Below are 20,530 nucleotides of genomic sequence, written 5' to 3'. Positions count from 1 at the left end.
GTATTATAATACATATATGTAATCAATAAATCATAGAGAGAAGGAATCTAGATGTATTTTAAACATTTTATCGTTTTTGGAATAACTCATAAAAACTTAGATTTATGCCAAAGAGAAAACTTTATACAAAATGACCCCACTTCTGTTGTTGAAAGATTATTTAAAGAGAAAAAGGTTGTAGGTTATGTTAATTTATCAACTTGTTTAAGAGTAGAGTACTACTTGCATTTAGATAAAGACTATTCAGTGGCAGATTTTCAAAAAGAGATAGGGTTAAAAGATATTTTTATAAAACAGGGACATGATGCAGTGAACTATCTATTTAGAGTTACCTGCGGTTTTGAGTCTGTTATTAAGGGAGAGGATCAGATTTTAGCACAGATTAAAAAGGCACAGTTAACTAGTATGGAAAATAAAATCTCTAGTTCAAATATAAACGTAATTTTTAATAAAGCGATTGAACTGGGTAAAAAGTTTAGAAATAAAAGTAAAATATGCCATAATGCTTTGTCTTTAGAGGCAATCTCCTTAAAATTTATAAAAAATAGGGTATCTCAATTGAAGGATAAAAAAATTCTTATTCTTGGAGTGGGAGATTTGGCAAGGGATATAATGGAGCTTATAACAAAAGAGGAGTATAAAAGCTTAACAATAACAAATAGAAGTTACCATAAAGCTCTTGAGGTAAGTAACATTTATAATGCAAATGTTATAAGTTTTGAAAATAAATTGGAAGAGGTAGCAAAGAGTGATGTTATAATATCGGCAACTTCAGCTCCCCATGCAATTATAAAAAAGAATGAAATACTTCCATTGTTGGATAAAGAGAAAGAGTATGTATTCTTAGATTTAGCTGTTCCTAGAGATATTGAAGAGGAACTTAATGAACTAAAAAATATAAATTTATACAATATAGATGATGTTTGGGGTGTATACTATGAAAATTTAGAAAATAGAGAGAATCTATTGACTAAGTATGAATATATGCTTGGAGAACAGATGGTAAACTTAAAAAAATGGTTTGAATACAAAGAGGGGATAGCATAGTAATGAAAGAGAAAATCGTAATTGGAAGTAGAGGAAGTATATTAGCTTTAGCTCAGAGTGAGATGATTAAAAAGAGATTGGAAAAAAACTTTCCTGAGTTGAAATTTGAAATAAAAGTGATAGTGACAAGTGGCGATAAAGATTTAGTAAGCAATTGGAACAATAGTGATAAATCTTTGAAAAGTTTCTTCACAAAAGAGATTGAGCATGAATTATTGGAGGGAGAGATCGATTTAGCAGTTCATTCAATGAAAGATATGCCTGTAGTTTCACCTCCTGGATTAATATGTGGAGCAACTCCTGACAGAGAGGACAATAGAGATGTTATTGTTTCAGCTAGTGGGAAAAAATTATTGGAACTTCCAGAGGGAGCAGTTGTAGGAACAAGTTCTTTAAGAAGAACTATGGGACTAAAAACATTGAGACCAGATTTAGAGATAAAACAGCTTAGAGGAAATATTCATACAAGACTTAGAAAGTTGGATGAGGGGCAGTATGATGCAATTCTTTTAGCTGCAGCAGGATTAAAGAGAGTGGGATTAAGAGATAGAATAACTGAGGAGTTAGACTATGACTTAATGATGCCAGCTCCAGCTCAAGGAGCATTACATATTCAGTGTAGAGAGAATGATGAGTATATAAGAAATATTTTAAAATCTATACATAATCCAGAGATAGAAAAAATTGTTGAGATTGAAAGAGAGTTTTCAAGAATATTTGATGGTGGCTGCCATACTCCAATGGGATGTACAGGAGAAAGATTTGATGGGAAAATCTTTTTAAGAGGAGTGTATTGTCAAAATGATATTATGTATAAGGCTGAAGTATTAGAGGATGAAAAGTTAGGAAAAGAGATAGCTCACAAATTAGCTGCAAAAATAAGGGAGAAAATAAATGGTTAATAATAAGATGGGGAAAGTTTATATAATCGGAGCAGGCTGCGGGAACATTGATCTTTTAACATTAAAAGGTAAAAGATGTATAGAGGAAGCTGATTGTGTAGTATATGATAGATTGATAGATCCAAAAGTATTAAAATTAGCTAAAGATGATGCAGAGATGATATATTTAGGTAAGGGTAATACTGAGGGTGGAGTTATACAAGATGAGATAAATAAAACGCTGGCTAAAAAAGCTTTAGAGGGAAAAAATGTAGCGAGAGTAAAAGGTGGAGACCCATTTGTTTTTGGAAGAGGTGGAGAGGAGATAGAGGAGATAATAAAATATTCTATTCCTTTTGAAATTGTTCCAGGGATAAGCTCTTCAATAGCAGTTCCAGAATATGCAGGGATTCCAGTGACTCATAGAGGGTTGGCTAGGTCATTCCATGTATTTACAGGGCACACAATGGAAAATGGAGAGTGGCACGATTTTTCTACAATAGCTAAATTAGATGGAACTTTAGTATTTTTAATGGGAATTAAAAATTTAGATTTAATAACAGGTGATTTAATAAAAAATGGTAAAAATCCTAAAACTCCAGTAGCAATAATTGAAAAGGGAACAAGTGAAAATCAAAGAGTGACAGTTGGAACTTTAGAGAATATAGTTGAAAGAGCTAAAAATGAGGGAGTAGTTCCACCAGCTATAACTATAATCGGCGAAGTTGTAAATATGAGAGAGAGCTTTAAGTGGTTTGAAAATCAACTGCTTTCAGGAAAAAAAGTGTTAGTGACAAGAGATATCAATCAATCTCAGGAGTTTAGTGAAAAACTGAGAGTGAAGGGTGCCACTGTGAGAGAGTTACCTTTTATACAGATAGAGAGTGCTTATAATTTCAATGAGAAGGATTTAAAAGAGTACAGTGCCTTATTATTTAATTCTCCAAATGGTGTGAAGTATTTTATGGAAAATATAGGTGATATAAGATCGTTAGGACACTTAAAAATAGGGGTTGTAGGAGCTAAAACAGATCAGTTATTGAGAGAGTATAAGATAGTTCCAGATTTTATTCCTGAAAAATATATGGGAACAGAGTTAGCTAAAGAGGTTGTAAACTATACAAAGGAAAATGATAAAGTGTTATTTATAACTTCAGATATATCTCCAGCTAAGTGTGAAAAATGGAGTGAAGAATATAATAGAAAGTTTGAAAAATTAGTAGTATATAAAACTGGAAAGCATATATACCCTAAAGATGAAGTGGCAAAGGCTTTGGCTGATGTGGAGTATATAACTTTTTTAAGTTCATCTACAGTTGAAGCGTTTAATGAGAGCATAGAGAGCGATTTAAAAATGGTAGAAAATAAAAAAATCGTATCAATAGGACCAGTTACCACAAAAACTTTAAATGAGTTGGGATATAGTGTGGCCTTAGAAGCAAAAGTTTTTGATGTTGATGGAGTTATAGAAGTTATAGGAGAGGAGTAGTATGTTTAATAGAACAAGAAGACTAAGAGGTTCTCAAGTTATGAGAGATTTAGTGAAAAATATAGATTTTACTTTAGATAACCTTATATACCCACTATTCATAGAGGAGGGAGAGAATATAAAGGTTGAGATTCCATCTATGAAAGGTCAGTATAGAATATCAATAGATAGATTGGAAGAGGAGTTAAAGGAGTTAAAGGAGTTAGGAATAAAGTCACTGCTTCTATTTGGAATTCCTCAAAAGAAAGATCCTGTAGGAAGTGAAGCATACAATGATAAAGGAATAGTTCAAGAGGCTATAAGATTTATAAAAAATAGATTCCCAGAGTTTTTAGTGGTTACAGATGTATGTCTATGTGAGTATACATCTCATGGACATTGTGGAGTTTTAAAAGGTGAAGAACTGTTAAATGATGAAACTTTAAAACTTTTACAAAAAGTGGCACTTTCCCATGTTAAAGCGGGAGCAGATATGGTAGCCCCATCAGATATGATGGATGGAAGAATAAAAGCTATAAGAGATATTTTAGATGAAAATGGGTATGTAAACTTACCGATTATGGCTTATAGCGTAAAATATGCCTCAGCTTACTATGGACCTTTTAGAGATGCAGCTGACTCTGCACCAGCATTTGGAGATAGAAAGACATATCAGATGGATTTTAGAAATTCAAAAGACTACTTAATAGAGGTTGAAAATGATATTTTAGAGGGAGCAGATATAATAATGGTAAAACCTGGAATGCCATATTTAGATGTGGTAAAAGGGGTGGCTGACTCCATATCAAATCCAGTTGCCATCTATAATGTGAGCGGTGAATATTCAATGGTAAAAGCAGCAGCTGAAAATGGTTGGATAGATGAGGAAAAGATAGTGATGGAAAATATGTATGCTATGAGAAGAGCGGGAGCGGATATAATAATAACTTACCATGCTAAAGATATAGCAAAATGGTTAAAAAGAGGTGCAAATTAAGTGAGATATAGCAATTCAGAAGAAATATATAAAAAAGCTGTAAAAATTATACCAGGAGGAGTAAATAGTCCTGTTAGAGCGTTTAAATCAGTGGATAAAACATATCCAATCTTTGTGAACAGAGGAAAGGGATCAAAAATATATGATGAGGATGGAAATGAATATATAGACTATATCTGCTCATGGGGACCGTTGATTTTAGGTCATAATAATGAAAGAGTTTTAAAAGGTGTTCGAGAAGCTATAGAGTTGGGAAGTTCTTTTGGATTACCAACTAAGATGGAAGTTGAACTGGCTGAATTAGTTTGTAAATGTTATCCATCTATGGATATGATTAGATTTACAACTTCAGGAACAGAAGCGACTATGGCAGCAGTTAGAGTTGCAAGAGCATTTACAAATAGAAATAAAATATTAAAATTTGAAGGTTGCTATCACGGACACTCAGACTCTTTATTAGTTAGCTCTGGATCAGGACTTTTAACAGATGGATATCAAGATAGTAATGGGATAACAGAGGGTGTATTAAAGGATACCTTAGTTGCTCCTTTTGGTAATATCGAAAAGGTTAGAGAGATTTTAGAAACAAAAGAGGTAGCATGTTTAATAATGGAGCCTGTACCTGCAAATATGGGACTTATAAATAGCTCAAAAGAGTTTTTACAAGAGATGAGAGATATCTGTGATAAAACAGGAACACTACTGATATTTGATGAGGTAATATCAGGATTTAGAGTGGCCTTAGGAGGAGCTCAAGAGTACTATGGTATAACTCCAGATATAACAACTTTAGGGAAGATAATAGGTGGAGGATATCCAGTTGGTGCTTTTGGTGGAAAGAAAGAGATTATGGATATGATAGCCCCTGTGGGAAGAGTGTATCATGCTGGAACTCTATCTGGAAATCCAGTTGCTGTTAGAGCTGGATTTGAAATGGTGAGTCATCTATTGGAGAATAGGGATACTCTTTATAAGGAGTTAGAGGAAAAAGTTATATATATGACTGATTCTATTGAAAAAATAGCTGAAAAATATGGAGTATCAATAACTATAAATAGATTGGGATCTCTATTTACAATATTCTTTAGTGATTTAGATGAAATAACAGATTTAGAGCATGTTATAAACTCTAACACAACTCATTACTCAATATATTTTAATACACTATTAGACAATGGAGTTGTAGCTCCACCATCTAAATATGAGGCTCATTTTGTATCTATGGCACACAGCAAAGAGGATTTAGATAAAACATTAGAGGTTATGGAGTTAGCATTTAAAAAAATTGGTGAATTTAATGGAAAGTAAAAAATCTTTTTTTCCACTTTTTATAGATTTGACTAATAAAAACTGTCTAGTAGTAGGTGGGGGAAATATAGCTGCAAGAAAGGTGAGAAGTCTTGTTGAGTATGGAGCTAGAGTTGTAGTTATAGCTCCCTCTATACTTCCTGAAATTTTAGATCAAGATGTGGATATTGAAAAAAGAGGTTTTAAAGCTGAAGATATAAAGGATAAATTTTTAGTGGTGGCAGCAACTGATGATGAAAAATTAAATGAAATGATAGTTGACCTCTGTGAAGATAGCAGCATACTGGTGAATAATATTACTTCAAAGACATATATGTCAGCTAGATTTACAGCTCATATAGATAATAATGAATATCAAATTGCGATTTCAGCAAAGGGAAATCCAAGAGAGTCTGTGAAACTAAAAAGAGAACTAATGGAGTATCTTAAAAATAGAAAAGACTAGAAACATCTGTGTTTCTAGTCTTTTTCTATATCTAAATCTTGAAAAAGATCCAATACATCTTTGGAATATTTACCAGTGCTATCATGGGAGATAAAAGGTGGAAGAATAGTCAAAGAGTCCTTTCCATTTCTGATTCCTTCAATTAAAAGTATTTTAGCTGGCTTATCAATTTTTGAATGACAAAATTGCACTTTTTTAGGAGCTATACCATACTTTCTCATAGCATCAACAATCTCTAAAAATCTATCTGGTCTATGAACCATTGCAAAGTATCCTCTATCTTTTAAAAGTTTGGAGGAGATCTCAATAAGTTGATCTAAATCAATGGTTATCTCATGACGAGCCAAAGTGAGTTGATCCAAATTATTTAACTGATTTTCATTTCCATGGAATTTAAAAAAAGGAGGATTGGTTATAACCACATCTTGAGACCCACTTTCAAAGTGTTCTTTCCAATTTTTCATATCATCATGAATGATTTTAATCTGATTTTGTAAACTGTTTAACTCTATATTTCTTTGAGCTAAGTTTGCAGAGATTTCTTGAATTTCAATACCAGTAATTTTAGCTCTAGTTCTCTGGGAAAGAAAAAGGGGAATAGCTCCATTTCCTGTTCCTAAATCCAATATTTTATTTGCACCTCTTGTTAAAGAGATAAAGTTAGAAATTAAAAGGGAATCCAAAGAAAAGTTAAAATAATCAGTTCTTTGAATTATTTTTAGATTTTTATTTAATAGGCTATTTATAACCTCGTTTTCATTAAGTATCATTTCGTACCTCCAAAGTTATTATAACAAAAAAGATACAAAATTCAAGTCTAGATATCTCTAGTTAAAACAATATTAGCATCAGTACCTAAAATATTGTTTAAGACAATAGTTCCAATCTTTTGGGGAGATTGAATTTTAACATCTTTTAAAAGCTCCATACATTGAAAAATTAACTCTTTAGGAATAGGTTTATCTGTTTTCACAGGAACCATATGATGTATTCCTCCCACTACTCTAACAATAGAAGTGACTACTCTTTTTGGGGCTATAAGTTCCTCTTTACCATAAATTGCACCTTTTGGGCAGGAATTACCTGAGACTTTATAATCGTTTTCAATATCAATATTTAAGTGGCATCCCATAGGACATAAAATACATATCATCTCTTTCATTACTATACCTCCTGTAGCTCAATAACAATATCTTTAGAAATTCTTTTTAATAATACCTCAGGAAGTAGAATTTTTTCCATCTCCCCTGGAGCTAGATGTCCCCTTTTAAAGCTAGCGATAATATTATCACCCTCTCGAACAACAATTTTTTTATCTTTATAGATATTGTTTACTCTCATAAAAATTTCCAATCTATCTTGTAATTTATCCAAGTTGATAACTTGAGGCACAGTGTAGACAATACCATTACCATTTTTTATATTGGATACGTTTTCTAACTTACAATTTTCCTCAGCAATATAGCAAGCTGCAAATTTACCAGCTCTTTCTCCCTCTTCACTAACAAAATCTACAAGGTCATGTACATGAACGACATTTCCACAAGCAAATACACCAGGGATACTAGTTTCCATAGAGTTGTTAACAATAGGTCCATTAGTTCTGTTATCTAAAATAACTCCAGCCTCTTTAGAGAGATCATTTTCAGGAATAAGTCCAACTGATAGTAGAAGAGTGTCACACTCATACTCAATTTCAGTTCCTGGGATAGGTTTTCTATTTTCATCAACCTTGGCTACAACCACCTTTTCAAGTCTATCCTTTCCTTTGATATCTATCACTGTGTGGGAAAGAAGTAATGGAATTCCAAAATCATCAAGGCACTGAACAATATTTCTATTTAAGCCACCAGAGAATGGCATCAATTCAACTACAGCTTCAACTTTCGCACCCTCTAAAGTCAAACGTCTTGCCATAATAAGCCCAATATCTCCACTTCCAAGAATCAAAGCTTTTTTTCCCACCATATACCCTTCCATATTGATATATCTTTGAGCAGCTCCAGCTGTAAATATTCCAGAGGGTCTTTCTCCAGGGATAGCGATAGCTCCCCTAGTTCTCTCTCTACATCCCATAGCTAAAATAATAGAACCAGCTTCAATCTCCTGATATCCATCTGTGGGATTTATCATAGATACAACCCTATCATTGGAGATGTTTAAAACCATAGTTTCAAGTTTTATATCAATGGGATATTGTTTGACAAACTCAATATATTTTTGAGCATATTCAGGTCCAGTTAACTCCTCTTTAAATCTATGAAGACCAAAACCATTATGGATACACTGTTGTAAGATTCCACCAAGTTCCTTATCTCTTTCTAAAATAACTATATTTTTAGCACCATTTTCATAAGCTGATTTAGCAGCAGCAAGGCCAGCAGGACCTCCACCTATAACAACAATATCATATCTCATTATTTTTTCAACTCCTCTATTAGAATATAAGAATTAGCTTTATCTAAGATCACGTCTTTAATATCCTCATTTAACTCTCTAGCTATAATCTCCTGAACTCTAGGACCACAGAATCCACCTTGACATCTTCCTGAACCTGGTCTACATCTTCTTTTAACAGCGTCCATGGTTGTGGCTTTAACAGGTCTATGGATAGCTTCTACAATCTCTCCCTCTGTAATCATCTCACATCTACAGATGACTCTTCCAAATCTATTGTCCTCTTTAATTTTTTGAGCTTTTTCCTCTGGGGAAAGTTGCATAAAAAGAGTGTGTTTTCTAGGAGCTATAAACTCCTCTTTTCTTATAAGGTGAGCACCACTTGCTTTTAAAAGATCAAGAGCAGCTAAAGTTATAGCTGGAGCTGCTGATAACCCAGGGGATTTTATTCCAGCTATATCAAAGAAGCCTTTAACAGATGATTCTTCAACAATGAAATCACCCCTATCAGATTCTGCTCTAATTCCAGCAAATGTTCTGATATTCTCTCTAAAGTTTATCCCTTTTATAGAGTGACTACCTTTAAATTTAATATAGTCAAGTCTATCAGTGGCAGTTGAAACATCATATCTATTGTTGATATCTTGGGCATTAGGTCCAACAAGTAGGTTACCATGAACAGTTGGAGTTACAAGGATACCCTTTCCAAGTTTAGATGGGCATTGAAAAACAGTTTGATTGACTCTCTTTCCCTGATTTTTATCTAAAACAAAGTATTCACCTTTTCTTGGAAGTATTTTAAATGATTCAGGTGCAATCATTTTATGAATGATATCGGCGTGAACCCCTGAACAGTTAAATACATATTTTCCGTGGAAAATTCCAGTGGTTGTATGCACATGGAAAATATCATCACTCTTCTCAATATTTTTAACCTCAGTATTTAGAAAAAGATCCACACCATTTTCAACAGCATTATCCATAAGAGCTTCAGCTAATTCCCAAGGTGAAACTATCCCTGCAGAGGAACAATATAGAGCAGCAATCGCCTTTTCATCAACGTTGGGTTCAATCTCTCTCAATCTATTTTGGTCAATAATCTCTAATCCAGGGACTCTATTTATAATACCTCTGTTATAAAGGACATTAAGATGTTCAATATCTTCATCATTAAAGGCTAAAACAAGGGATCCATTACGTTTGAAAGGAACAGAAAGCTCACTGCATAGATTTTCATATAGGGAGTTACCTAAGACATTTAGCTTAGCCATAAGAGAACCCTCTTTGGCATCATATCCTCCATGGACAATTGCACTGTTAGCCTTTGTAGTCTCATTAGCCACATCAGTATCTTTTTCTAAAACTGCAATATTTAATTTGTACTTAGAAAGCTCTCTTGCGATACCAGTTCCAACAATACCAGCACCAATGATTAAAATATCATACATAAAATATCCTCCTAGTTTTTAATAGCAAAAAAGAGAGCAGAAAAAGGTGGTAATAAAATTACCAACACTTTCTTAGCTCTCTTCATCTCTATTGCTATATTTAATTTTTATTTAATCTAAATATACTACTTTTTTTTAAATTAGTCAAGCTCCCAATTTAAGGATCTTTCAACAGCTCTTTTCCACTTGCTGTGTTTCAAGTCTCTTTCCTCTTCACTCATAGTTGGAGTAAATGTTTTTTCAAGACACCAGTTTTGTTTAATCTCATCTTTACTATTCCAGAATCCAACTGCAAGTCCTGCAAGATATGCAGCACCTAAAGCTGTTGTTTCAACTGTTGATGGTCTGTGAACCTCTTTACCAACTATATCAGATTGGAATTGCATTAAAAAATTGTTAGCAGAAGCTCCACCGTCAACTTTTAAAGCTTTTAACTCAATTCCAGAGTCCTCTTGCATAGTCTCTAAAACATCTCTAGTTTGATATGCAATTGACTCTAAAGTGGCTCTGATAATGTGATTTTTATTGGCTCCTCTAGTCAGTCCAAGAATTGCTCCTCTAGCATACATATCCCAATGAGGTGTTCCCAGTCCTACAAAGGCAGGAACAAAATAAACTCCACCATTATCTTTAACTTTAGAAGCAAAATACTCTGTATCCTTAGAGTCAGTGATTAATTTTAGCTCATCTCTTAACCACTGAACAGCGGCACCAGCAACAAAGATACTACCCTCAAGAGCATATTCGATTTTTCCATCCAATCCAATAGCAATAGTAGTCAAAAGCCCATTTTTACTTTGATACATTCTGCTACCAGTATTCATAAGCATGAAACATCCAGTTCCATAGGTATTTTTAGCTTCTCCTTTTTCAAAGCAAGCCTGTCCAAATAGAGCTGCCTGTTGGTCTCCTGCAACACCGCAGATAGGAACTCTATGTCCACCTTTTCCACCAAGATTAGCGTATCCAAATGTTCCACTACAATCTTTAACTTCAGGAAGCATAGATTTAGGGATATTTAATTCAGTTAAAAGTTTTTCATCCCAACAAAGGTCTTTGATATTATAGATCATAGTTCTAGATGCATTAGTATAGTCCGTAGCATGTGATTTACCATTAGTTAGCTTCCAAATTAACCATGTATCAACAGTACCAAATAGTAACTCTCCTCTTTCAGCTTGTTCTCTAGCTCCTTCAACATTATCCAAAATCCACTTAATCTTAGTTCCAGAGAAATAAGCATCAACAACGAGTCCAGTGTTATCTCTTATATAGTCAGCTAGTCCTTTTGCTTTTAAATCATCACAAATATGGGCAGTTCTTCTACATTGCCATACAATTGCATTGTAAACAGGTTTTCCAGTTATTTTATTCCAAACAATAGTAGTTTCTCTTTGGTTAGTAATTCCAATACCGATTACGTCATGTTGGGAAACTCCTGATTGTGCGATAGCTTCAGCTAAAACTCCACTTTGGCTAGCCCAAATTTCCATAGGGTCATGCTCAACCCACCCCTCTTTTGGATAGATTTGTTTAAACTCTTTTTGTGCACTTGCCACAATATTTTGTTGTTCATCAAAAATAATAGCTCTTGAGCTAGTTGTTCCTTGATCTAATGCGATTATATACTTCATAGAAAAACCTCCCTAATTTCTTATAATTTAATTGAAAAGAGCTGCAAAAGTAATAGCACCGATAATTCCACCAACGATAGGACCAGCGATAGGAACCCAAGCATAAGACCAATCAGAATCACCCTTATTTGCTATTGGTAAAATAGCATGCATAATTCTAGGTCCAAAGTCTCTGGCAGGGTTAATTGCGTAACCAGTAGGTCCACCTAAACTCAATCCTAAGCTCCATACATAGAATCCAGCTAGTAATGGTCCTAAAATACCTGTAAATCCTCTTACTACATCACCATTGGGTAAAGTTGCACTAAAAGCCTGGTTATTTACATGACCTATAGCTAATAGTCCAAAAACAAGCATAAAAGTACCGATAGCTTCAGTTACAAAGTTCCACTTTAAATCTCTGATTGCAGGACCAGTAGAAAAAGAACCTAGAATAGCTCCAGTATCAGTTGTCTCGTCATAATGTCTTTTGTAAGCAAGATATACAAAAATTTGTCCAAACATAGCTCCTAAAATCTGGGCAATCACATAACCTAAAACAAGATTTGCGGGGAAAAGCCCTGCAACAGCAAATCCAATAGTCAAAGCTGGATTTAGATGAGCTCCACTGATCCAACCTACGCAGTAAGCTCCAGTCATAACCGCTAGACCCCATGCGGTTGTAATAACAATCCAACCAGAATTTTGTCCTTTACTTTTGTTTAGAACTACGTTTGCAACAACACCATTACCAAGTAAAACAAGAATTGCAGTACCTATAAACTCAGCTACAAAAACATTCATGATATCCTCCCATATTATTTTTTTTATATTAAAAAAAGCTATTCAAAAAAAGAGAACTCTAAGAAATTCTTTTTAATTGAATAGCTTCTCTAATATCTCTAGCTAAACTAATTTATAATATTCAGTTTTGTTGTAGATATAGCTACAGCTCCACTGTTTAAAGCTAGATTGACATCCTCTTCATTAGATATTAATCCGCCAGCAATAATTGGAATAGAGCTTTGCTCCGAAATTTGTTTGATAATTTTAGGCATAACTCCAGGTAGAATTTCAATTGCATCAATATATGTCTCATTAAAAAGTTTTTCAGTTGTTGTTAAGGAAAGTGAATCGATTAGGAAACACCTAAGAATAACTAAAAATCCAATTTTATGGGCATACTTTGCCACTTGAGATTTTGTAGTTATAATCCCATCTGCAAAAGTATTATCTTTTAAGTAATCAATAGCAGAACTGTCTTTAGTATTTAACCCCTGTATCATATCAAGGTGTATAAAGCACATTTTACCACTTGCTTTAATAAAACGGGTAGTTTCCTCTATTGAGCAGATATCACTACTTAGAAGAAATATTATTTTAGAAGAACTTAAAAGAGCTTTTTCTAAAGATTGTGTATCTTTAACAGCAAGTATTTTATTATTTTTGATTAAAATTTTTTCAAAATTTGCGTTCATTTTGCTCTCCTTTTGTCTCTTATCAATATCAAGTATACTATATTAATTTTAAATGTCAAGTTAAATAACAGTTAATTTTTTAAATTTGACAAAAAAACATTAAAGGGGTTATAATAACCCCTTTAATTTCAACATCTTATATGTTTTTAGATGGTTTAGTTATACCTACTAACACACAAGTAACTAGAGAACCGATAGCAACAGCCAATAGATACATCAATGGATTAGTGATGATTGGTAAAACGAATAATCCACCATGTGGTGCTGGTAATTGACACTTAAATGCCATAGATAATCCACCTGCTAAAGCAGAACCGATAACACAGCTAGGGATAACTCTAATAGGGTCAGCAGCAGCAAAAGGTATAGCACCCTCTGTTATAAATGAAGCACCCATAATATAGTTAGTTAAACCAGCTTCTCTCTCTTCTTTAGAGAATTTATGTTTAAAGAATGTAGTAGCTAGTGCAATTCCTAATGGTGGAGTCATACCACCAGCCATAACAGCTGCATGTGGATAGTTGTTTCCAGCAGCGATTGCAGCAATACCAAATGTAAAGGCAGCTTTATTGATAGGACCTCCCATATCAATAGCCATCATACCACCAACAATAGTACCAAGTAGTATAAGGTTACCAGTACCAAGAGAGTTTAAGAAGTTAGTAATTCCACTATTTACAGCGGCTACTGGAGAGATAACAACAGTGTACATAAGAACACCAGTGATTAAAACTCCAAATAGTGGGTATAGAAGTACAGGTTTAATTCCCTCTAGCTTTTCTGGAAGTTTAGCAAATACTTTTTTTAAGAATAATACAACATAACCACCAAGGAATCCTCCAACTAAACCACCAAGGAATCCACCACCATTATTAGCAGATATTAATCCACCTACCATAGCAGGAGCAAATCCAGGTCTATCAGCGATACTCATACCTATAAATCCAGCAAGAACAGGAACCATTAGGAAGAAAGCATTTCCTCCACCAATATCCATTAAAAGTTTTGCAATAGGGCTAAAACTTGCATCACTTGGATCAGATGCCTTAATACCAAATATAAATGAGATTGCAATTAAGATACCTCCACCAACAACAAATGGTAACATATTTGAAACACCACTCATAAGGTGTTTATAGAAACCTTTTCTTTCTCCAGTTCCTGAAGAGGAAGTTGAGCTTTCTTTACTTGAGTATAGAGGAGCCGTTTGAGTCAAAGCTTTTTCTATCAGCTCCTGAGGTCTTTTAATCCCCTCTTTAACACCGACTATCTCAACGTGTTTTCCGCTGAATCTAGCCATCTCTACATTTTTGTCAGCAGCTACAATTATTCCTTTTGCATTTTTGATATCCTCATCAGTGAGTCTATTTTTTACTCCTGTTGAACCATTAGTTTCTACTTTTATTTTAACACCCATCTCTTTAGCTTTTTTATTTAAAGCTTCAGCAGCCATATAAGTGTGAGCAATTCCAGTGGGACAAGCAGTTACAGCAAGAACTTCATAGCTATTATTCTCATCTTCAGGCTGGACAAGAGTTTCACCAATTTTATCCTCTTTTAAAAGAATATCCAATACATCTTGCTCTGTTTTAACCTCTAAAAGTTGCTCTCTAATATCATCATCTAAAAGAAGAGATGTCAGTTGAGATAGTGTTTCAATATGAGAATCAGTGGCATCAGCTGGAGCTGCTATCATAAAGAATAGCTTAGATGGTTCTCCATCTAAAGAGTCATAGTCAATACCCTCTTTGGAAAGACCAAATGCAACAGTAGGAATTTTAACAGATGATGATTTTCCATGGGGAATAGCTATTCCCTCCTCTAGACCAGTTGAACTTTGTTCCTCTCTATTTAGTATAGTTTTTCTAAACTCCTCTTTATCATTAAGTCTTCCAGCACTATAAAGAAGATCCACAAGTTCATCAATAACTTCAATTTTACTTTTAGCTTTTAAATTTAACTTTATACAACTTTTAACTAACATTTTATCTAACATTATATATCCTCCTAGTTATAATCTTGTAATCTCAATATCTTTTAATAGATTTGTCATAGTATCAAAGGTAGCTAATCCCTTAGAAAAAGCGGTTGCACTACCAGAAGCGATTCCAATTTCATAGCACTCTTTCAAAGATAGATTTTTATTAAGTCCATATATAAATCCACCAATCATGGAATCTCCTGAACCATTTGAACTTATTAGAGTACCTTTAGGAACTCCACTTATAAAGATCTCTTTCTCTGTTATAAAAATAGAACCTTTAGCTCCTAAAGAGATTAAAACATTTTGGGCACCCATATTTTGCAATTTTTTTCCAGCTTGGATTAACTCCTCGGTAGTTGCAAAATTAGAGTTGAAAAATTCATTTATCTCATCTCTGTTTGGCTTTATTAAAAATACACCTTTTTTTAAAGCTGCTTCAAAAGGAAGCCCTCTTGTATCTAAGATAACTCTAACTCCTTTTGGAATAGTGTCAATTATATCCGCATATATAGATGCAGGTAGTGAAGATGGAACACTTCCAGATAAAGCGAGGATATCCCCCTCTTTAAGATTGTTTTTTAAAAAGTTTAATAACTCTTGCATATTATCTTTTGAAATTGTTGGAGAGGTTCCAGCTATTTCGCTTTCAAGACCATTGTTATTTATTTTTATATTTATACGAGTGTCATCTTTGACACTGAAGAACTTAGTATTTAATCCATCATGGGTTAAAGTATTTTTAATAAACTCACCTGTAAAACCACCGATGAACCCCAGACAAGTGGATTCAGTATCAAAGTTTTTTAAAATTTTAGAAACATTGATGCCCTTTCCTCCAGGAAGTTTATATGTTTCTTTAGGAGTATTTAAGTTACCTTCAACAAAAGAGTCAAAGGTTAAAAAATAATCTAAAGCAGGATTTAAAGTTAATGTGTAAATCATTTTGTTACCTCCACTTTTACTATATTTTTATATTCTTTAGAAAGAGGTTTATCTGTAATTAAAACTCCCCTATCTAAAGTAGAAAAAATAGTAAAACTACTTTTTCCAATTTTTGAGTGGTCACAAAGAAAAAATGTGTGTTCACTTTTATTGATTGCTTCACTTTTTATAAGGGCTTCTTCAGAATCAGGGGTACTATACCCATCTAGATTAACTGCATTAACACCGATAAAAGCATATTGAAAATTAAAAGTTTTTAGATATTGGACTGCTGAAAATCCAACGGTACAGCTAGTTTTACTTTTGATTTTACCGCCGATTAAAAAACTTTCAATATTATATTTTTCTAACTCATCTATTAGGTTTAAACCATTTGTTACAACTTTTAAATTAAGGTTTTTTAAGTGCTTAATCATACAAAGAGTTGTCGTTCCAGCATCAAGAAAAATACAGGAATCTCTTTTAATAAAACTAGCGGCATATTTGGCTATTTTTTCTTTTTCCTCTCTATTTAGATTTCTTCTGAATTGAATGTTAAAATCCTTTGTAGTATCTGAAGAGTTATTTAAAATAGCTCCACCATGCACTCTCTTAATAAGTTCTTTTTTTTCTAGAGAAGCTAAATCCCTTCTGGCAGTAGCTTCAGAAATACTTAAAAGTTCAACAATTTCCTGTAATTTAACAACCTCTTTTTGTTTTAAAAGTTCTAAAATTGAATTTTCTCTCTCTATATTCAACATAAAAATCACTTCCTTTATGAAAACTATATTATCATAGTGTAAAATAAAAATCAATCATTTTCTTTCAAAAACTTTCAAAATCAATCAAACATAAAAAAATGAAGGATTTTTTTCAAAGAAAGATTATAATAGAGTTATTAGGAGGGTGTTATGATAAACATAGATTTTACAGAAAAGATAATAGGAAAAGAAAGATATTTTAATTCGGCAGTTATTGCCTTAGTTGTTGAAAAGGGAAAAGAGAGATATTTTTTATTTGAAATAAGAGCAAAAGAGGTTAGACAAGGAGGAGATATATCCTTTCCTGGTGGGAAGATAGAGAAGGGAGAAACAAGTTTAGAAGCTGCTCTTAGAGAGTGTAAAGAGGAGATTGGATTAAAAGAGATAAAGGTGGAGGGAAAGATAGGAACACTTGTGATTCCATCTGGAATAATGGTAGAGGCATTTTTAGGAGTTGTGAAAGAGGAGGAGTTAAAGAACCTAAATCTGAATAAAAGTGAAGTGGAGGAGTGCTTTATGGTTCCTGTTGAATTTTTTAAAAACAACGCTCCAAGAGTTGAAAAGTTAGAGGTTGAAACAAAACCATACTACTATGAGAATGGGGTGAAATATGAGTTTCCAGCAGTGGAGTTAAATCTACCTAAAATGTATCACTCCCCATGGAAGAGTTCTCCAAGAGAGGTATTTTTATATGTATATGAAAGTCGAGTAATTTGGGGATTAACAGCTGAAATTATAAAAGAAGCTGTAAAATATCTGTAAAAATAGATAAAAAAAGAGGCTATTTAGCCTCTTTGAAATCCATTAAAAATATTTTTTTATAAAAGATAAAAACATTGTAATCGCAAGAAGATCTGCGGCTCCTCCAGGACTTATTCGTTTACTGATAAATTCATTTTCTATCTCACTTAACAGGTTCATATCTAGGTCTGAATTATCAAATTTTAAGTGTAGATCATTAGCTCTACTCCTTACAAAGTTTAAAATTTCAATATCATGTCTATGTAAAATGGTTGTATCTTCAAGATTTCCCATTAAAAATATGAGAGTTCTAAGCATAGCATGATTAATGTGCTCACCAGCGTTTAAAGAGTTTTGAAACACTTCAATAGAACCGTTAAAAATAAGGTCTAAACCATTTTTTACAACTCCTCTAACCCCCACAATACCATGTTTAACATAGAGTTTTTCTCCATGTGTAAGAACAGTCTTTTTGTGGATATTATCAAAATCTTTTAAAATATTTCGGCACATCTCTTTAATTAAAAGGGATATATCATTGAAAGGTAGTTTTTCATATTTTGCTTTAGCTGCCAGTGCTGCAGTGATACCCATTAAAAAAATCATACCTTTGTGAGTATTGACATTGTTAGTAGCTGTAAACATCTCTATTTCAGCGATTTTTCCCATATGTCTTATCTTTTTAAAAATCAAATCAACTGATAGGGGGGAGTAGCCAGCCTCAATAACCTCTTTAAAATAGTTATTTAAAGAAAATCCACTATCAATAAAGGTAAAAAAGTCCATATCTTCATGAGAACCCTTAGTATGTGGTGAAACTAAACCAAAGGATGGAGAGGCAGAAACCTCTAAAATAATAGCCTTTAAAGCCAAATTTGAAAAGCTATTAGTAGTTTTAGCCTTGGAGTTCTCCATCATTAAGTAACTCTCTAATTTGTTTGAGATAGCTTCTTGTACCTCCATTTGAGTGTGGGTTCTATTTCTTCCACATAGAAAAGCCATTTGGTCACAAAGAAGACACTGCCTTTTCTCTCCACCAAAATCTTTTCTAGAGAAAGGGTATCCATCTTTATCAAATACATCTATGTCAACACATCTACCTAAAATATGTGAATCCTCTATTTCCATAGCAATTTTTTTAAGCTCTTCACCAGATGATTTAATAGCATATATATATGTGGGACCCTCAATGGAATCAATTTTTTTAGTGAATATAATATGTGAATTAAAGATTTGTAAAATCTCCTTTTTCATAATTTCAACAATGTATTTTGGCACAAAGTTATTTTTTTCCTCTCCAGGATAGTTAGCTCTAAGAACTAAAATCGGTGTTTTAAACTCCTGGATAATCTCATTTTGAATCTCTACTCTTTTTTCTCTCATCAATAAAAACTCTTCTAAGTTAAACATTCTATAATTAGTGAACAGAGTTGGAATTTTTAATTCTCTCTGTAATCTCCTTCCCTTTTTCAGAAGTTAAATAATCAAAGGTACACTTTGGAACTAAAGATTTAACCTCATCTAATCTATCAGCCTTTAAAAGTGCTCTAACTTGAGAAGCACTAATAGCACAATCTCCCATCTCTTTTCTAGGGATTATACAAACTTTTAAATTGTACTCTTTAAAAGTTTCTATCATAGTTTCATTATATTTTTTTGTTATATCACAGTAGGGCTCTTCACCTACAAATCTAGTTGATATATTAAGTTTTTTACAAAAGTGTTCAGCTGTTATTTTTGTATCCAATTTCATAAACTCAATTAAAGAGTCATCCTCTTTTCTAAGGAAATAGTTAGGGAAAGTTGCAGAGGAGATAACATACTCTGTACTAGGTAAAACAGTAACATTGTTCAAATGTGAAGTTCCCTCTTTAACTAACTTGATTCTATCTATAAATGGAAAAGATGACTTATCCTCCTCAACAACTAAAACTAGGATATTATCCATAGTTTTAGCAGCAGTTTCAATTAAAAATTGATGACCTAAAGTAAATGGATTACAATTCATAATAAGTAGACCATTGTCACTATTTTCAGACCAATTCAGTTGAGACTTAATTTTCTCAATAGTTTTATCAATAGAGTTCATTCCAATTTCAAGGAGAGCTACTTTGTCAGTCTTTGAAATCGGTTTGAATCCCACTCCTTTAAAAATATCTTCATTTGAAGGTTTTGTAAAAACAAAAGAGTGAAAAATACCTTGGTCAAAAGATTTATTAAGAAGAGTTGTGACAAGTGTATTTGTAACACCCTCCCCTCTTAAAGAGTCATCTATAGCAAAACACTTTATGATATTTTTGCTCTTGGAAGCGGTTGCGACAATCTCCTCATCTTTTCTGATAACCAATGAGTAGTCAATAGTTTCATCAAAATTCAGTTGAAATTTTTTCAGAAACTCCTTCAGTTCGTTTTTTTGATATTTACTATTTAGGTTTAGTGTTTCTATATTCATTGTGTTTGAGTTACCCCCTCTTTAATAAGCTGAAATTTACTATTTATATCATCAATATACTGAATAAATATATTTTGAGATTCTGCTAGAATCTCATTTTTTGAGATACTGTAGACCACATAAACTTTATTATTTTCTGTCCAATTATCTTTTTCCACAGATTTTTGTACAAGTTGTGTAGCAGTATAATCCATTAAATCAGGGAGTGCAGAGGAAAGAATTTTTTTTGTATATGGATCAGCTGAAACTAAAAATGATTTAAAAATAATATCCTCTTCAGATAAAATTTTAGATTTTAATCTGTCTTTTGCCTCACGACTTGCTTTACCATTTGCAACTAATGTTCCACTACTCCCAATTTTAGAAGAGCCAATTCCAATTACCTCATTTTCTGAGTCTACAGATGTAGTCATTTTATCGCTCTCTTGAAAGCTTTCCATAGGGTTTGGAATTGAAAGATTATTACATCCCATCAATAAAAAAGCAAAAAGTAAACCTATAAATTTTTTTAACATTGTAGTCCCCCCTTTATAAATTTAGTTATATATAAGGTATAAAACCTAGAATTTTAATATCTAAATCTTTAACC

General features: G+C 33.0%; 20 protein-coding genes. 7 read left to right on the top strand and 13 right to left on the bottom strand.

The features are described 5' to 3' along the window. Positions 1-51: 51 nt before the first annotated feature. From hemA to ACMOUI_RS05565, 6 genes are read left to right on the top strand one after another with little or no spacing between them, the layout of a single operon-like run. A complete protein-coding gene (hemA, locus tag ACMOUI_RS05590) occupies positions 52-1,047 on the top strand; it encodes a glutamyl-tRNA reductase (RefSeq protein WP_418964751.1) in 996 nt (331 codons plus the stop codon). Between the two features lie 2 nt (positions 1,048-1,049). Beyond that, positions 1,050-1,949, top strand: a complete 900-nt coding sequence (gene hemC / locus ACMOUI_RS05585; RefSeq protein WP_418964750.1) for a hydroxymethylbilane synthase — start codon at positions 1,050-1,052, stop codon at positions 1,947-1,949. Continuing rightward, entirely contained in the window at positions 1,942-3,417 is a 1,476-nt protein-coding gene (gene cobA / locus ACMOUI_RS05580; RefSeq protein WP_418964749.1) for a uroporphyrinogen-III C-methyltransferase, read from the top strand. Before hemC ends, cobA begins: the two co-directional genes overlap by 8 nt. Before the next feature lies 1 nt (position 3,418). After that, entirely contained in the window at positions 3,419-4,393 is a 975-nt protein-coding gene (gene hemB / locus ACMOUI_RS05575; protein WP_418964748.1) for a porphobilinogen synthase, read from the top strand. Beyond that, positions 4,394-5,701: a glutamate-1-semialdehyde 2,1-aminomutase gene (hemL, locus tag ACMOUI_RS05570; protein WP_418964747.1), complete on the top strand. Its 1,308-nt coding sequence runs from the start codon at positions 4,394-4,396 to the stop codon at positions 5,699-5,701. It abuts the gene before it with no gap. Further along, complete coding sequence (locus ACMOUI_RS05565) at positions 5,691-6,146, top strand: precorrin-2 dehydrogenase/sirohydrochlorin ferrochelatase family protein (protein ID WP_418964746.1); 456 nt, start codon at positions 5,691-5,693, stop codon at positions 6,144-6,146. Before hemL ends, ACMOUI_RS05565 begins: the two co-directional genes overlap by 11 nt. A gap of 14 nt (positions 6,147-6,160) precedes the next feature. On the opposite strand, the gene ACMOUI_RS05560 is transcribed toward ACMOUI_RS05565, so the two are convergent. The 10 genes from ACMOUI_RS05560 to ACMOUI_RS05515 form a co-directional block, all read right to left on the bottom strand. Then, on the bottom strand, positions 6,161-6,916 hold the full coding sequence (locus ACMOUI_RS05560; protein WP_418964745.1) for a tRNA1(Val) (adenine(37)-N6)-methyltransferase: 756 nt from the start codon (positions 6,914-6,916) through the stop codon (positions 6,161-6,163). A 47-nt stretch (positions 6,917-6,963) separates the two neighbouring features. After that, a complete protein-coding gene (locus tag ACMOUI_RS05555) occupies positions 6,964-7,308 on the bottom strand; it encodes a DUF1667 domain-containing protein (RefSeq protein WP_418964744.1) in 345 nt (114 codons plus the stop codon). 2 nt (positions 7,309-7,310) lie between these two features. Next, positions 7,311-8,564, bottom strand: a complete 1,254-nt coding sequence (locus ACMOUI_RS05550; protein WP_418964743.1) for an NAD(P)/FAD-dependent oxidoreductase — start codon at positions 8,562-8,564, stop codon at positions 7,311-7,313. Continuing rightward, complete coding sequence (locus tag ACMOUI_RS05545) at positions 8,564-9,991, bottom strand: NAD(P)/FAD-dependent oxidoreductase (RefSeq protein WP_418964742.1); 1,428 nt, start codon at positions 9,989-9,991, stop codon at positions 8,564-8,566. Before ACMOUI_RS05545 ends, ACMOUI_RS05550 begins: the two co-directional genes overlap by 1 nt. 140 nt (positions 9,992-10,131) lie before the next feature. Beyond that, positions 10,132-11,625 (bottom strand): glycerol kinase GlpK, encoded by a 1,494-nt coding sequence (gene glpK / locus ACMOUI_RS05540; RefSeq protein ID WP_418964741.1) that lies wholly within the window; start codon positions 11,623-11,625, stop codon positions 10,132-10,134. Positions 11,626-11,652: 27 nt separating this feature from the next. Then, complete coding sequence (locus tag ACMOUI_RS05535; protein ID WP_418964740.1) at positions 11,653-12,408, bottom strand: MIP/aquaporin family protein; 756 nt, start codon at positions 12,406-12,408, stop codon at positions 11,653-11,655. Positions 12,409-12,515: 107 nt separating this feature from the next. Then, positions 12,516-13,082 carry a glycerol-3-phosphate responsive antiterminator gene (locus tag ACMOUI_RS05530; RefSeq protein ID WP_418964739.1) on the bottom strand — a complete coding sequence of 189 codons (567 nt, stop codon included), beginning with the start codon at positions 13,080-13,082 and terminating at the stop codon, positions 12,516-12,518. 136 nt (positions 13,083-13,218) lie between these two features. Then, positions 13,219-15,078, bottom strand: coding sequence for a PTS fructose transporter subunit IIABC (locus ACMOUI_RS05525; protein ID WP_418964738.1), 1,860 nt, complete (start codon positions 15,076-15,078; stop codon positions 13,219-13,221). Positions 15,079-15,093: 15 nt separating this feature from the next. After that, positions 15,094-16,008, bottom strand: coding sequence for a 1-phosphofructokinase (gene pfkB / locus ACMOUI_RS05520; RefSeq protein ID WP_418964737.1), 915 nt, complete (start codon positions 16,006-16,008; stop codon positions 15,094-15,096). Beyond that, positions 16,005-16,748, bottom strand: a complete 744-nt coding sequence (locus tag ACMOUI_RS05515; protein WP_418964736.1) for a DeoR/GlpR family DNA-binding transcription regulator — start codon at positions 16,746-16,748, stop codon at positions 16,005-16,007. The genes pfkB and ACMOUI_RS05515 overlap by 4 nt, the downstream gene beginning before the upstream one ends. A gap of 150 nt (positions 16,749-16,898) precedes the next feature. On the opposite strand from ACMOUI_RS05515, the gene ACMOUI_RS05510 reads away from it, so the two are divergent. Continuing rightward, positions 16,899-17,510 (top strand): NUDIX hydrolase, encoded by a 612-nt coding sequence (locus ACMOUI_RS05510; protein ID WP_418964735.1) that lies wholly within the window; start codon positions 16,899-16,901, stop codon positions 17,508-17,510. Positions 17,511-17,552: 42 nt separating this feature from the next. Here ACMOUI_RS05510 and citX read toward each other — a convergent pair whose 3' ends face one another. The 3 genes from citX to ACMOUI_RS05495 are packed head-to-tail and all read right to left on the bottom strand — an operon-like array spanning position 17,553 to position 20,456. After that, positions 17,553-18,899 carry a citrate lyase holo-[acyl-carrier protein] synthase gene (citX, locus tag ACMOUI_RS05505; protein ID WP_418964734.1) on the bottom strand — a complete coding sequence of 449 codons (1,347 nt, stop codon included), beginning with the start codon at positions 18,897-18,899 and terminating at the stop codon, positions 17,553-17,555. Positions 18,900-18,906: 7 nt separating this feature from the next. Next, the gene (gene citC, locus ACMOUI_RS05500; protein WP_418964733.1) at positions 18,907-19,941 is read right to left on the bottom strand and encodes a [citrate (pro-3S)-lyase] ligase; all 1,035 of its coding nucleotides are present in this window, start codon (positions 19,939-19,941) and stop codon (positions 18,907-18,909) included. Then, positions 19,938-20,456: a hypothetical protein gene (locus ACMOUI_RS05495; protein ID WP_418964732.1), complete on the bottom strand. Its 519-nt coding sequence runs from the start codon at positions 20,454-20,456 to the stop codon at positions 19,938-19,940. The genes citC and ACMOUI_RS05495 overlap by 4 nt, the downstream gene beginning before the upstream one ends. Positions 20,457-20,530 lie beyond the last annotated feature (74 nt).

Source organism: Cetobacterium sp. (assembly GCF_048470075.1).
Taxonomy (GTDB): domain Bacteria; phylum Fusobacteriota; class Fusobacteriia; order Fusobacteriales; family Fusobacteriaceae; genus Cetobacterium_A.
Note: the sequence above shows the minus strand (reverse complement) of the source record. Positions and strands in the feature narration are given on the sequence as shown.